Source organism: Bradyrhizobium huanghuaihaiense (genome assembly GCF_007830635.1).
Taxonomy (GTDB): domain Bacteria; phylum Pseudomonadota; class Alphaproteobacteria; order Rhizobiales; family Xanthobacteraceae; genus Bradyrhizobium; species Bradyrhizobium huanghuaihaiense.
The window spans coordinates 784,826-797,752 of sequence record NZ_VLLA01000001.1; the positions used below are offsets into that span (position 1 = coordinate 784,826).

At 61.8% G+C, this 12,927-nt stretch carries 14 protein-coding genes; 6 read left to right on the forward strand and 8 right to left on the reverse strand.

What is annotated here, in order from left to right:
• Positions 1-5: 5 nt before the first annotated feature.
• Both IQ16_RS03685 and IQ16_RS03690 read right to left on the reverse strand, forming a co-directional pair.
• Positions 6-191, reverse strand: a complete 186-nt coding sequence (locus IQ16_RS03685; protein ID WP_145831207.1) for a hypothetical protein — start codon at positions 189-191, stop codon at positions 6-8.
• 38 nt (positions 192-229) lie between these two features.
• The gene (locus IQ16_RS03690) at positions 230-1,255 is read right to left on the reverse strand and encodes a helix-turn-helix transcriptional regulator (protein ID WP_145831208.1); all 1,026 of its coding nucleotides are present in this window, start codon (positions 1,253-1,255) and stop codon (positions 230-232) included.
• A gap of 105 nt (positions 1,256-1,360) precedes the next feature.
• Between IQ16_RS03690 and IQ16_RS03695 the strand changes: the two genes are divergently transcribed.
• Complete coding sequence (locus tag IQ16_RS03695; RefSeq protein WP_145831209.1) at positions 1,361-3,583, forward strand: recombinase family protein; 2,223 nt, start codon at positions 1,361-1,363, stop codon at positions 3,581-3,583.
• Positions 3,584-3,679: 96 nt separating this feature from the next.
• Here the strand turns inward: IQ16_RS03695 and IQ16_RS03700 are convergent, their stop codons facing one another.
• Positions 3,680-3,973: a helix-turn-helix transcriptional regulator gene (locus tag IQ16_RS03700; protein WP_145831210.1), complete on the reverse strand. Its 294-nt coding sequence runs from the start codon at positions 3,971-3,973 to the stop codon at positions 3,680-3,682.
• Positions 3,974-4,176: 203 nt separating this feature from the next.
• Between IQ16_RS03700 and IQ16_RS03705 the strand changes: the two genes are divergently transcribed.
• The 3 genes from IQ16_RS03705 (at position 4,177) to IQ16_RS03715 (ending at position 5,947) form a co-directional block, all read left to right on the forward strand.
• Positions 4,177-4,620, forward strand: coding sequence for a hypothetical protein (locus IQ16_RS03705; RefSeq protein ID WP_145831211.1), 444 nt, complete (start codon positions 4,177-4,179; stop codon positions 4,618-4,620).
• Positions 4,621-5,397, forward strand: a complete 777-nt coding sequence (locus IQ16_RS03710; protein WP_145831212.1) for a metallophosphoesterase — start codon at positions 4,621-4,623, stop codon at positions 5,395-5,397. It abuts the gene before it with no gap.
• 157 nt (positions 5,398-5,554) lie between these two features.
• A complete protein-coding gene (locus tag IQ16_RS03715; protein WP_145831213.1) occupies positions 5,555-5,947 on the forward strand; it encodes a hypothetical protein in 393 nt (130 codons plus the stop codon).
• On the opposite strand, the gene dinB is transcribed toward IQ16_RS03715, so the two are convergent.
• From dinB to IQ16_RS03740, 5 genes are all read right to left on the reverse strand, one after another.
• On the reverse strand, positions 5,944-7,047 hold the full coding sequence (gene dinB, locus IQ16_RS03720; protein ID WP_145831214.1) for a DNA polymerase IV: 1,104 nt from the start codon (positions 7,045-7,047) through the stop codon (positions 5,944-5,946). The genes IQ16_RS03715 and dinB overlap by 4 nt on opposite strands.
• Positions 7,048-7,049: 2 nt before the next feature.
• Complete coding sequence (locus IQ16_RS03725; RefSeq protein ID WP_244635508.1) at positions 7,050-7,736, reverse strand: SOS response-associated peptidase family protein; 687 nt, start codon at positions 7,734-7,736, stop codon at positions 7,050-7,052.
• A 61-nt stretch (positions 7,737-7,797) separates the two neighbouring features.
• Complete coding sequence (locus IQ16_RS03730) at positions 7,798-9,861, reverse strand: ATP-dependent helicase (RefSeq protein ID WP_145831215.1); 2,064 nt, start codon at positions 9,859-9,861, stop codon at positions 7,798-7,800.
• 60 nt (positions 9,862-9,921) lie between these two features.
• Positions 9,922-10,374: a hypothetical protein gene (locus IQ16_RS03735; protein WP_145831216.1), complete on the reverse strand. Its 453-nt coding sequence runs from the start codon at positions 10,372-10,374 to the stop codon at positions 9,922-9,924.
• Positions 10,375-10,411: 37 nt separating this feature from the next.
• On the reverse strand, positions 10,412-10,807 hold the full coding sequence (locus IQ16_RS03740; RefSeq protein ID WP_208751621.1) for a hypothetical protein: 396 nt from the start codon (positions 10,805-10,807) through the stop codon (positions 10,412-10,414).
• Between the two features lie 146 nt (positions 10,808-10,953).
• Here IQ16_RS03740 and ku point away from each other — a divergent pair, with 146 nt between their 5' ends.
• The gene (gene ku / locus IQ16_RS03745) at positions 10,954-11,877 is read left to right on the forward strand and encodes a non-homologous end joining protein Ku (RefSeq protein ID WP_145831218.1); all 924 of its coding nucleotides are present in this window, start codon (positions 10,954-10,956) and stop codon (positions 11,875-11,877) included.
• Between the two features lie 339 nt (positions 11,878-12,216).
• Positions 12,217-12,879, forward strand: a complete 663-nt coding sequence (locus tag IQ16_RS03755) for an HAD family hydrolase (protein ID WP_145831219.1) — start codon at positions 12,217-12,219, stop codon at positions 12,877-12,879.
• Positions 12,880-12,927: the final 48 nt, after the last annotated feature.

Sequence of the window (12,927 nt, forward strand, 5' to 3'; positions counted from 1 at the left end):
CTGCTTCATTCAGGCGAGGCCGCCGGGCCAGGGCGCTGGGATGTGGCGGCATTAATACAAGCACTGGAAGTCAAATGAATCGCCTCCATCTTGGCCTCTTCGATCACCGCTTCCGTAATGATGACCGTCAGCGGATGCGCGCGGGGCCCGCTTCTGCTCTTGAGCTTCGCCGGCTCCATCTTCTTCGCCATTTCGTCTCCAATCCGCTGCGTTTGATCGACGTGACCGCTCAGGCCTGCTCTCGCAAGAGTCGCCCAACCACGCGTCCAATTAGACTGCCCTCAGAGGTAGCCGGGCCGCCGGAATGTTTGGCCAGAAATATTCTACCGTCGGCGCCGCAGAAGGCGAATTCACCGCCGGCCATCCAATCGCGACGGGAAGTATCCACGAACAGGCGATCGCCTTGCATCATACCTTGGATAGGTCGGTCGAGCGCCAAAATGACGGTATCGGACGGCGGCGCATCAAACAGAGTTTGCAGGAGACCCTTGGGTATCTTCCAAGTCCTCAGCCGGCGGGCTGACGCCATCGACTGGACAATGCTCGACGCTTCCACTTCATGGATCTCGTCCTCCTCCGAAGTCGCTGGCGCGCGATGGGCCTTGGCGGCTGCCACGAGCAGCTTCACCTTATCGCGGTCGAAAGCTGGACCCGGTTCCGCGATACGTGCCAGGTAGGCCGCGTCCAATGCGGACAAGGACGGGGCCGCGGCGATGATTTTATCCGCATCTTCCCCCAGACCCGAAGGGAGCGCGCCGCGCGCGAGCCACGAAACCGATATGCCCAGAGCCTCGGCGTAGGCCTCAGCCATTCTGTCATTGACCGGACTGTTGCCGGCTTCGTGGCTGCCGACGGTCGACTGAACGATCCCGGATGCGACACTGAAATCATACGCGCTGACGAAGCCGCGCACCTTGCGGGCAAGTTTGAGGCGTGCCCCGACCGCCGCCGGCCTTCTCTCCGTCGCCACACGGTCTTCGACAAGGGCTGGCGCTTCTCGCAGCCTGTCGATCTCGGCCTTCGCGGCGTTGCCCCCCCTGAATGCTTCCGCAGAAAGTCCGAAGGCTGCGGCGTATCGTGTTGCGTCTTCGGAACCGATCTTCCGCGTCCCGCTCTCGTGCGCCCTCATCGAGGGTTCTGACCAGCCGTAGTGGATTGCGGCGGCCTTGGCGGATGAGAACCCCGCTGACATGCGCGCCAAGCGCAAAAGCTGCCCGGTTTCCGGGATTCCCAAATTTTGCAGACGTTTCGGCACAAAAACCTGCTAACTCGTTAAAATTATGGTATCGGCTACCTGTAACTTGGTAACGGAGACGTTGTAGCGTGGCCCTCCTCGGAAGTCAACTGGCAGGAGAGCCCCGTGAGTAAGTTAGAGGTCGCCCACAACAAACCCTGGGAACAGGCCCGTTTCGGGCTTTATGGCCGTGTTTCTACGCCCGAGCAGAAAGATGCTCTGGAGGCTCAGATGAGCGACCTCCGGACCCGGGTGCTCGCGAAAAACGGTGTGATTGTCGCGGAGCTCAGCGACGTCGGCACTGGCCGCCGGTCGAAGCAGCGCCGGGGCTATCAACAGCTCTATCAGCTCATCGAGAAGCGCGAGATCGACTATCTGCTCACGCGCGATCTCAGCCGGCTCTCCAGAGACTTGAGCAATCTGGATCAGACATGGCGCTTCTGCCACCAGAACGGCGTGGTCATCTTCGATACGCAGGTTGGCGTGGTCAACGAGCTGTACTGCTGGGCGCTCGGATTGGTCGCCAAGTTGATGCCGAGCATCGGGGCCGAGCAGGTCCGTACCTCGCTCGCTGTGAAGGCCCGAAAGGGGCTTCACCTCGGCCGGCCGCCGCTCGGCTACGAATGCGTCGAAGTCGCCGGCGAGAAGGGCCACCTGAAGGTCGTCGACGAAGACGCCAAGATCGTGAAGCGGATCTTCGCACGGGCTTTGGCGGGCTGGTCGTTGCGCGGCCAGGCGAGAGCCCTGAATTTCGAGGACGGCGTGAAGTCTCCGAGAGGCTCTCGCTGGTCGTCAGAGGCGGTCCGCTACATCCTCAGCAACCCCGTCTACCGCAGCACCATCCTCTGGGGCAGAACCAAGACCTACTTCCATGCGATCAGCGAAGCTTTCCAGCGTGAGGATCGTCCCGAGGCCGAATGGATCCGCTCTCTTGGGTCGCACGAGCCGCTCGCCACGGAAGCCGATTTCGACAGCGTCCAGGCCATCCTGGCTGGCAACAAGAGCGGCACGACGAACAAGAAGAGGGGCCCCGCCGTCTTCCTTTCGAGCCTGATCAAATGCCCGAAATGCGGCCGGCCCGACGAGCATGGTCATGTTCACGGCGGCTCGATGTCCGTGGTGGGCGGCGACGGCCGCAGGCTTAGGATGCGCTGCATCAACGCGAATGCAGGCAAGTGCGACAACAATCGCACCTTCTATCGCGACCACATCCTCCAGGCGGTCCTTCAGGGTCTCATCGACCATCTCAGGTCGCCCGAGGCGTTAACGATGTTCATCGAGGCGCAGAACACGGCGTCTAAGCGCCGGCTGGAGGAGATCGGGACGTCTCGCCGCAAGACGGAGAAGCGGATCAAGACCCTCGACACCGAGATCAAGCGACTGACCGACCACATCGCCAAGGGCCTCAGCGCGACTGCCTTGGGTGACGGCATCAAGTTGCGCGAGACGGAAACGCGCGAGTTGATTGCTCGGCTGGAGGACATCGAGAACTCGTCGGTGACGTTCGAGCTCAAGCCCCCGTCGTTGGCGGAATACGCGGACATGGCCGAGAGGATGATGGCTAACGTATCGACCAATTCGAAGGACCCAGGCGACGTCGAGCTCAGCGAGCACCTTGAAGCTCTCGTCAAGCACGTCTACGTGCACCCTCTCGTGGAAAACGGCAAGAAAACCTTCGAGGTTGAGGTGTTCGGCAAGCTGGCGACGCTGGTGACGGGCTCCCTCTCCTATCGTGCCCAACACTGTAAGGGTAAGTCTGGTAAGGATATCCTTACCCAGGATACTATTACGGTGGCGCGGGCGGCCCAAAAACTCGTGATGGCGCTCCCCCGCAAGCGAGGCTCCGGTCGAAAACCCCCGCGAAAACAGGTGTTGCGGCGGCTCGAGCCTGACTTGGCGCGCATCCTGTCCCGATCCGCGGTCCCTTTAACGGCCAGCGGCATCGTCTCCAAGTTGGCCGAGGAGGGTATCCAGCGCACCGTCACCGCCGTGCACAATGCCCTCGACCGCCGGCCGGAAACGTTCGTGCGCATCCGGAAGAATGGCTTCATGTTGCGGTCCCGTTGGGCGAGGCAGTCGGTGCGATATTTTACCAGGACGGCCGAGATCGTGGCCATGGCACGGGAGGTGCTGGAAGAGTCCCGAAAGCCGATGCAGCCTGACGAAATCATTGGGCGGTTCCACGAGGAGCCCCGCAGCAGGAGGATCTACGGCGACGACGAGCTCGCCATCCTCAGGACTGTCTTGAGCAAGCACGCGGACGACTTCGAGGCCAAGGGCCGCCAGCACGCGCGTTGGATCCTGCGCGCATCCTCAGACTTCGAGCCGTCGACCGCCTTGGCAGCCTGAGCCGGCTTCCCCCTGGTGGAGGCCGGCCGAAAGGACAACGTGACCGTTGTCGTGATCGGTCCGAGGTCGGATCGATCCTGACGGAGATGCAAGGTGTCAGGATTCCGGCTTAGGCTTGGATTGTTTGGGTTCGTAAGGTCGCTTCAACCGAACCCCTTCTCCGACTCGCTTCGTTCCAAACGTAAATTCGACCCCCCACTCCTGCTCGAGGTGCAGTTGCAGATCGTTCAGCACCTTGATGCGTCGCGGATCCTCCGGAGGATTCTCATTGGCCTCGATCAGCGAGATGGTCTTCCGGGATATCCCCGACGACTCGGCGAGTCCCGCCTGATCCATATGGAGGAGGGCTCTTACGGCGCGGATGAGGGTAGGGGTTAGGATCTCGGCCATCGCAACGATTGGTTCGAGCGCGTTTCCGATCGCGCTTAGCCCGACTTTGCACCGTAACGCCTAATGTGTCGTTAACCAAATTTTCGGTCGTCGATCTTTTTAGTAGCTGTGAGCTACCAATATTGCGGAATCCGTGCTATGTGATAAATCACATTATCAACGGCGTCAGCCTTGCTCCCCGAGGACGGTGACCCCGACGCCACGTGAAGGGAATTGCGCCCATGCAGCGAGACGACGACGGCGAAACCGCCGAAACGACGGAGTGGGAGCGCTCCCTCGAGTACTGGCGCACCATGTCGGCGCAAGAATTCGGCCCGGTCGAGATCGAGGAGGTCGAGACCTGCGTTTGCTCGATCTCTTCGACGATGAAGGATTGGCGCGAGGCGGTCCGCGGCGACGCGGCGGCGGCGATACGACTGGTGCTGCCTCAGAAGCCACCGGAGCGCATCACGCTAAAGGTCGATCTCGCGATGACCGTGCTGCTGTGCCGGGCGCTCGACAATGCGGCGGCGGCGCTCGTGCTCTCCCACAAGCTGAGGTCGATGCCGTTGGACCGATCGCTCCGCAATCGGCTCGTGACCTCGTGGCGCTTGCGGTTCCTCCGCATCCGGTTCGCTACCGGCACGCCAACTGCGCGGAGGGCGTAAGTGGTGATCTTGCAGCCGTTTTCGGACGCTCACTCGGATTGCCCCGGCTTCGGCGGTTTCCCGCGGTTGATGGAGGGCGCGGACGCCGTAGTGGTCGCGGGCGATACGCGCCAAGGACTCGCTGCCGCACTGACCGAACTGCGCGCCGCCTATCCGCATCCCGTCGAGATCCTGGTCGTCGCCGGCAACCACGAATTCTGGGGATCGGTGTGGTCGCGCGAGGTCGATGAAGGGCGTCGCGTTGCCGAGAGGCTGGACATCCGCTTCATGGAGGACCAGGCGGTCACGCTCGGACGCCTGCGCGTGCTGGGATGCACGCTTTGGACGAGCTACGACGCCTATGGCGAATCCTTGAGGCCCGCAGCGATGCGGAGCGCGCGCGAAGACATGCGGGATCACAAGCGCATCAAATGGAGCAGCGATCCGTGGCGGAGGTTCCGGCCGGAGGAAGCGCGCATGCTCCACATGCGCTCGCGCATGTTCATCGAAGAAGAGCTTTCGAGACCACATGATGGCCCTACGCTGGTGATCACGCACACGGGCGTCTCGATCGAATGCGTTCAACCCAACAGGCAGAAGAGCATCACGTCAGCGGCGTATTTTTCTGAAATGCTGCCGTTGATCGATCGCCATCAACCCGATCTCTGGGTTTTCGGGCACACGCACCATCGCACGGACTTTCGGCGAGGCAAGACGCGCATCGTCTCGAACCCGATCGGCTACGCCGACGAGCGCACGGGCTTCGATCCGCTCCTGACTATCCCGGTCGACGAATGACACCGATGACGATGACAAATCCTCCCCGTCGCATGGCCGCCTGCCGCGATGCAACGCCGCTCGTCGGCCTTGACTGCAAAGGGCCTGCCATGGCGCCCACGATTCTGTCAGGTGAGCATATTGGCAACAAGGCCGACATCCATGTCGGATCTCCCTCATGATAAAGCTCCGTATGCTCGCTGCCTCGGCACGGCCTCTCGCCGATGTCTTGATCGACTCCCTGCGCGCCAGCGGCCGGTGGTCTCGCCTGAGGGCTGTCGTGCACGACGAGGAGGATTTTGACCCCGAGCCTCACCAATTTTCTCTCGAACTGGAAGATGAGAATAACGAAAAGAGCGCGGAGGGCTCGCCCCAGATCCTCCACCCCGACGAGGCGGCGGCCGCCATCTTGCTCGGAAAGGCATTCGAACCTTCGCGGGACGTGCTCGCCCGCCTTCGGCAACCGGACATGCTGGCTATCGTCGAGGTAACCCATCCCGATTTTGTCGACCCCATAACAAAATGTTGCGCAAGTTGCAGGAGATGCGAATGCTCCGGACTTGACCCTTAGAATCCGAGTGACGTCTGCTCTGGGTCCTCGGTGCGCCCCATCACGAATCCTGAGATCGACACGCCCAGCAACCTGACTGCCCTATCCATCGGGAAGAGCGCCCTAAGCAGTTCGGCCGAGACGGATTTCAGCTCCTCGCGACCGTTAATTGCGTCGGTCTGCGTCCGGCTCCGCGAGATGACTTCGAAGTCTGCAAACTTCACCTTGAGCGTAACTGTCCGGCCGCGCGTGCCTTCGTCCTCGCAATGCCGCCAGACCTTGTCGATCAGTGGCTGCAGTTCGGCGAGCATCGGTTCGAATGCGGTGAGATCGGTCGAGAAGGTGTTTTCCGCTCCGACCGATTTCCGTATTCGATTCGGGCGGACCTCGCGATTGTCGACGCCTCTTGATATCCAGTAGTAGTACGCGCCTGTCTTGCCGAAGTGGGCCTGCATGAATTCGAGGGACTGGTTACGCATGTCCAAGCCGGTGTAGAGGCCTAGGGACTTCATCTTGGCGCTGGTCGCAGGCCCGATACCATGAAACTTGCCGACCGGCAGCGCCTCGACGAACGCCGGCCCCATCTCCGGAGTGATGACATACTGGCCGTTCGGCTTGCGGTGGTCGGAGGCAAGCTTGGCCAGAAACTTGTTGTAGGAGATCCCGGCGGATGCGTTGAGGCCGGTCACCTCCTTGATCTTGGCACGGATCGCCAACGCGACGTCCCGTGCCAGCGAAATCCCCTGCAGGTTTTCCGTGACGTCGAGGTAGGCCTCATCCAACGACAACGGTTCGATCATCAGCGTTTGCTCCGCGAAGATCTCGCGGATCTGCTGCGAGACCGCCTTGTAGACCTCGAAACGCGGCTTCACGAAGATCAGATCGGGGCATTGGCGTTTTGCCGTGACGGACGGCATGGCCGAGCGCACCCCGAACTTCCTGGCTTCATAGCTGGCTGCCGCCACGACGCCGCGCTCCCGGGATCCGCCGACGGCGACCGGCTTGCCGCGGAGATCTGGATTGTCCCGCTGCTCGACGGATGCATAAAAGGCGTCCATGTCGATATGGATGATCTTGCGTTGACGGGCCGGGGAAGCTGCCTGGTCGTCATCGTGCTCCATGGTCACGTCGCTAACCCGGCCGTATCTTCCTTGACGCCGCGGGCGACGATCCGGAGCGTGTCGTCCGGAAGCGGCCGCTGAGACTTCAGGGCCTCGTCCAGAGGGGCCGTCATCCAGGCTTCGACTTCGTCCGGCGTCGTCAGGATCACCGGCATTGCCTTCGGGTGGATGGCGCCGACCTCGGCGTTCGGCTCGGTCGTGAGGAACGCGTAGAGGTCGTTGGTCGTCTCACCTTCCTTCACCTTCCGGACGGACGTCCAGTTGGTCCAGATGCCGGCGAAGCAGGCAAGGGGCCGGGTCTCGTCGAGCGCGAACCAGATGTCGCCGCCTTCGGCCTTGTTGAACTCGCTGAAGGAGTTGAAGGGCACCACGCAGCGGTTTTCCACCCCCAGCCATCGCGTCCAGTGTTTGCTCTTCACGTTGCGGATGTTGGTCGTGCCGCCGTCCGGCTCCATGCGAAGCAGTTCCGTGAAATCGACGGTCTTGCCCTTGGCCTGCAGCTTTTCGGCCCGTTTTTTGGTGGCATCCATGAGCGTTTTTGACGACGATGGCATTCCCCACCGCGCCGTGGCGAGTTCGCGGCCCTCGAGCCCATTGCGCACGATCGGCGCCTTGTAGTCTGGAAACACCCCCGGCATCGGTGCGAGATTGCCGACATAGCGATTGATCACGCGAAACAGCGCGATGATGGCGGCCTAGTTGGTGGTTATCGAATAGAGATTGCACACGATCGTTCCTCAGTATCTCCGTCTATCGCCACATTCCGCGCATCCGGGCGCCGATATCCACCTTGGGCCCCTGGCCGGCGGTGCGTGCTGTGGAACCGGCCGGCATGACGGGCCAGGCCGTGCGCTCGAACAGTCCGAGCAGCCTCTCGGGAATGAAGCGCGTCCTGGAGGCATAGAGGTGGCGATCACCCTGCGCGTGCTGGCCGTGGACGAAGAAACGCTGCGGCACGACCAGATGGAGGTCGTCCTTTGCTCGGGTCATCGCGACATAGAGCAGTCGACGTTCCTCCTCGATCTCGGCCGAGGTACCGGTACCGAGATCGAAAGGCATGCAGCCGTCGACGACGTTGAGCAGATAGACCGACTTCCACTCCTGGCCCTTGGCGGAGTGGATCGTCGACAGGACCAGATAGTCCTCATCCAGTAGCGGCACGCCGGCCTGGTCGCTGGTCGCGTCGGGCGGATCCAGGGTGAGTTCGGTCAGGAAGCGTTCGCGCGAAGGATATCCGGAGGCGATCTGCTCGAGCTGCAGCAAGTCAGCCCGTCGCGTTTCAGCGTCTTCACGGATGCGATCGAGATGTGGTTCATACCACAAGCGAGCCCGCTCCAGATCGGCTGGCCATTCCGAATATCGGAGATTGCCCAAGGTCTGGACGAAGCCCTTCCAATCGTCGCCCGCGCGCGGCGGCGTCGGTATGCCTGCGAGCGCGACGATCGGGTCGGCGGCCTCCGCCATGCGGTCGAGCACGCGCTGCGCGGTGGCGGACCCGATGCCGGGGAGGAGATGCAACAGTCGGAAGCCGGCGACACGATCTCGCGGATTTTCGGCGAACCGCAGCAACGCCAGCATATCCTTGATGTGGGCGGCGTCGAGAAACTTCAGTCCGCCAAATTTTACGAACGGAATGTTCCGGCGCGTCAGCTCGATTTCAAGCGGACCGCTGTGGCTGGATGTCCGGAACAGCACGGCCTGCTCCTTCAGGAGCGTACCGGACTCGCGGTTCGCCAGGATGCGCTCGACGATAAAGCGGGCCTGGTCGGCCTCGTCGCGCACCGTAACGAGTTGCGGCTTGGCTGCGGAGGTGCGCTCGGTCCAGAGGTTCTTGGTGAAGCGTTCCTTGGCAAGACCGATAACGCCGTTGGCGGCGGCGAGGATCGTTTGCGTCGAGCGATAGTTGCGGTCTAGCGTGATGATGTTCGCGGGCGGCGAAAACTGGTCAGGAAAGTCCAGGATGTTGCGCACGGTCGCGGCGCGGAACGCGTAGATCGATTGGGCGTCGTCGCCGACAACCGTTAGGCCTAGGCCTCCGGGCTTGAGCGCCAGCAGGATCGAGGACTGCAGGCGGTTCGTGTCCTGATACTCGTCGACCAGGACGTGATCGAAGCGGCCGCCGATGTCATCGGCCAGGCCGGCGTCGCCGACCATCTGAGCCCAATAGAGCAGGAGGTCGTCGTAATCGAGAACGTTCTGCTTCTGCTTGGCTTCGACGTAGGCCGCGAACAGTTCCTTCAGCTCGGCCGCCCATCCGGCGCACCATGGATACGAAGTGCCGATGACCTGCTCGATCGGCATCTCGCCATTGACGCAGCGCGAATAGATGGAAAGGCAGGTGCCCTTGGTTGGGAAGCGACTTTCGGTCTTGGAAAATCCCTTTTCATGCCTGACCAGATTCATGAGGTCGGCTGAGTCTTCGCGGTCATGAATCGTAAAGGCAGGGTCCAGGCCGATCTGTTCGGCATATTCGCGCAGCAGCCGGGCGCCGATGCCGTGGTAGGTGCCGGCCCAGGTCAGTGCGTCCGTCATGATGCCGGCGTTGTCGCCCAACACCTTGCGCGCGATGCGTTCGACTCGCTTAGTCATCTCGGAGGCGGCCCGACGGGAAAACGTCATCAGCAGGATCCGGCGCGGGTCGGCGCCCTGAACGATCAGATGGGCGACCCGATGGGCGAGGGTGTTGGTCTTCCCGGACCCTGCTCCTGCGATCACCAGCAGCGGCGGCGCCGCCAATCCTCCCGCGGAGCCGTGCTCAACCGCACGCCGCTGCTCGGGATTGAGGGTTTCGAGGTAGGCGGTTGCCGTCTGCACCTTGGGCGTCCGTTCATGGTTGGAAGAACGACGGTCAATGATTCCTGCCGTGATCGCAACCTAGACCTCCCCTCGTCGAGGGTGACGCGGCTGCCAACCAAGTTGGAGCAAGGTCGCGGAGGGGCGCCGCCCGGCCTTGGCGCACTTGCGGCAGCGCAGACGGCTCGCAAGATCGTGCACGAAAGTGGTCGGTGGATGCTTGAGGGCTGCCAAATCGACATCGTTCGGGGTCTTGCAGCGTGAACACTGGATTTCCAGCCAGGGAAAGCCGCCGTTAATGGCCTGGTCAATTGTGGGCGAGGGGTCGATCGGCTCGCAATCGCTCCACATCCGCTCGTTCCAGCTTTCACAGAGCAGTTTGTCCGCCTGCTGGATAAGCGCTGCACCCTTGGCACGCATCTCCGACGACTGCGCAGCCAGAATGCCGGTCATCGCACGTGCTTTCCCCAATTCCTTCGTCAGAGCCTTTCGGTCTCCGCCTGACAGCGGCGTGGGGTGGTGTTTTGGCGCCATCCGGACATCCAAGCGCAGACCAAACTCGGGGTGCAGGCTAGGTCATGTCAAATCCCGGCCAGCACCCGTCTTCTTCGTGTCTTCCGGTGCGCTGCTGGCAGGTGTTGTCGAGCAGCCGCTGCGCGACGTCCTTCCAGACCGCGTTGCCGCCATACAATCGGACTGCATCGGCGGTCTGGATTTCCACGGTCCGCTCGCAGCGACGGCAGGAGATGCGCAGCACGTGGCGCTGAATCTCGGAAAGACGCCGCTGCCGCAGCTGGGCTCCGGTCGCATCGGCGCGAGGGTCTTTGAGGACCGATTCCCAATATTCCGCCGGGAGGGGAGCATCCGGAGCCGCAGCGGAGGGGGCCCGCCTGCGGATGGCTTCAGCGGCCAGCTTTTCCATCTGCTTTGGGGTCGGCATGCGCCAGCTCGCGGGTCGATCGGTCATGACGAATTAGAACATAAAGAGAACAAAAGTCGAGTCCGATCGTGCCCGCTCCATGAAAAAATCCTCCTCTTGGAAGGGTCACGATGTCGGAACCAAGCCGGGCCATTCGTCTTGAATCCAGCAATCAGTACTGGAGTTCCCGCTTCATGGCCCCCCGCGCTAACTGGAAAGGCTTCCTGCGTCTTTCCCTCGTCACCTGTCCGGTAGCGCTCTATCCGGCCACGTCGGAATCCGAAAAAGTCTCCTTCAATCAGCTCAATCGGAAGACCGGCCATCGCATCAAGTACGCAAAGATCGATGCCGACACCGGCGAGGAAGTCGCCAACGAGGACATCGTAAAGGGCTACAAGGTCGACACCGACACCTTTATCGAGGTGACCAAGGAGGAGCTCGAAAACGTCGCGCTGGAATCGACGCGAACTATCGAAATCGACGAGTTCGTCGACCGCAGCGAGATCGACCCGCGATATCTGATCCGCCCCTACTATCTCGTGCCGGACGGCAAGGTCGGCCATGACGCCTTCGCCGTCATCCGCGAAACCATCCGTGAGATGAACAAGGTTGCGATCGGACGGGTGGTGCTGACCAACCGTGAGCACATCATTGCCCTCGATCCGCTCGACAAGGGGCTGATGGGAACGTTGCTGCGCTATCCCTACGAAGTTCGCTCCGAGAAGGAGTATTTCGACGATATTCAGGACGTCAAAGTCACCAAGGACATGCTTGATCTCGCCAAGCACATCGTCAACCAGAAGGCGGGTCACTTCGAGCCGGACAAGTTCGAAGACCAGTACGAAACCGCCCTGATCGACCTCATCAACAAGAAGCGCGCCGGCAAACCTATCACCGCGAAAGAGCGACCGCGTGGCGAGAACGTCGTCGATTTGATGGACGCGCTGCGCAAGAGCATTGGCGGCGCAAAGGCGGTAGAGGACTCCAAGCCGGCCAAGAGGGCACGCAAGGTCGCCAGTGGTCAGAAAGAGATGCTGATGCCGATCGCCGGCAAGAAACCAGCGAAGGAGGTCGCAGCGAAGAAGCCGGCCTCCAAGCCGCAGCGGAAGTCGGCCTAGCTGTCGTGAAACACCCGGTGACGCCGGACGGCGCTACTTCGTGGTCCGCGGCAGTCCCTGGCGGATGGCGAATCCCGGTCCGACGAAGCCGAGCGAGCCGAGTTCGTCGGTCGGCTGATGGAACCCGGCGGGCGGTACGCGGCGCCAGGAAAGCGACCCATCCGGACGCCGAAGCAACGGCGCATCGGGCGGTGGACGAGGTCAAGCAGCCGCTCGGCGAGCGCGGTCCCGTGTGGTGGGGCGACGAGTCGCCAAATCTCAACCGGCACGTGGCGAAGAATACACGTTATGCCGAGTGGTATGCGAAACTAGCTCGCTCCGACCAGGGAGGAATGTGAATTGCCAAAAGCCGCTATTTTCGATTTGGACGGCACGCTACTGGACTCGGTCGATCTCCACGCGCTGGCATGGCAGGAAGCTATGCTCAAGTTTGGCCACGATGTGAGTTTCGAACAGGTGAGAGGCCAGATCGGCAAGGGCGGAGACAAGCTTATTCCCGTCTTCCTGTCCGACGATGAACAACTGGACCACGGCAAGGACCTGGAAGAGTGGCGCGGCAATCGTTTCAAGACCGAGTATCTGCCGCTTGTGCGTCCCTTCTCGGCGGTTCCGGACCTGCTCCGGCGCGTGCGCGACGCTGGACTTCAGATCGCAGTTGCATCCTCAGCCAAGAAAGATGAGGTCGAGATGTACCTCGACATCGCAGGCATCGCCGACCTGGTGCATTTGAAAACCTCTTCCGACGACGTAGAAGAATCGAAACCAGCGCCTGATATCTTCGAGTTCGTCCTCAAGAAGCTCAAGCTCGAAGGCGCCGACGCCGTCGCGATCGGTGACTCGCCCTACGACGCCGAGGCAGCGGGGAAGGCTGGCATAACGACCATCGGCGTGCTTTGCGGCGGGTTCGCTGAGAGTTCGCTGAGGCAAGCCGGATGCGTCGAGGTGTATCCGGGGCCTGCTGCGCTACTAGCCCTTTTCGAACATTCGTTGCTGCGCAAGTAGCCAGACGTCGCGCCTCAGATCCTGCGCCGTTGCTCAGCTCTTGAGTTT

What these genes read in the sequence shown, in the direction of transcription:
- IQ16_RS03740 (WP_208751621.1), bottom strand. Translation starts at nt 10,807, where the DNA reads ATGACCGATCGACCCGCGAGCTGGCGCATGCCGACCCCAAAGCAGATG.
- IQ16_RS03700 (WP_145831210.1), bottom strand. Translation starts at nt 3,973, where the DNA reads ATGGCCGAGATCCTAACCCCTACCCTCATCCGCGCCGTAAGAGCCCTC.
- IQ16_RS03715 (WP_145831213.1), top strand. Translation starts at nt 5,555, where the DNA reads ATGATAAAGCTCCGTATGCTCGCTGCCTCGGCACGGCCTCTCGCCGAT.
- dinB (WP_145831214.1), bottom strand. Translation starts at nt 7,047, where the DNA reads ATGGAGCACGATGACGACCAGGCAGCTTCCCCGGCCCGTCAACGCAAG.
- ku (WP_145831218.1), top strand. Translation starts at nt 10,954, where the DNA reads ATGGCCCCCCGCGCTAACTGGAAAGGCTTCCTGCGTCTTTCCCTCGTC.
- IQ16_RS03685 (WP_145831207.1), bottom strand. Translation starts at nt 191, where the DNA reads ATGGCGAAGAAGATGGAGCCGGCGAAGCTCAAGAGCAGAAGCGGGCCC.
- IQ16_RS03735 (WP_145831216.1), bottom strand. Translation starts at nt 10,374, where the DNA reads ATGGCGCCAAAACACCACCCCACGCCGCTGTCAGGCGGAGACCGAAAG.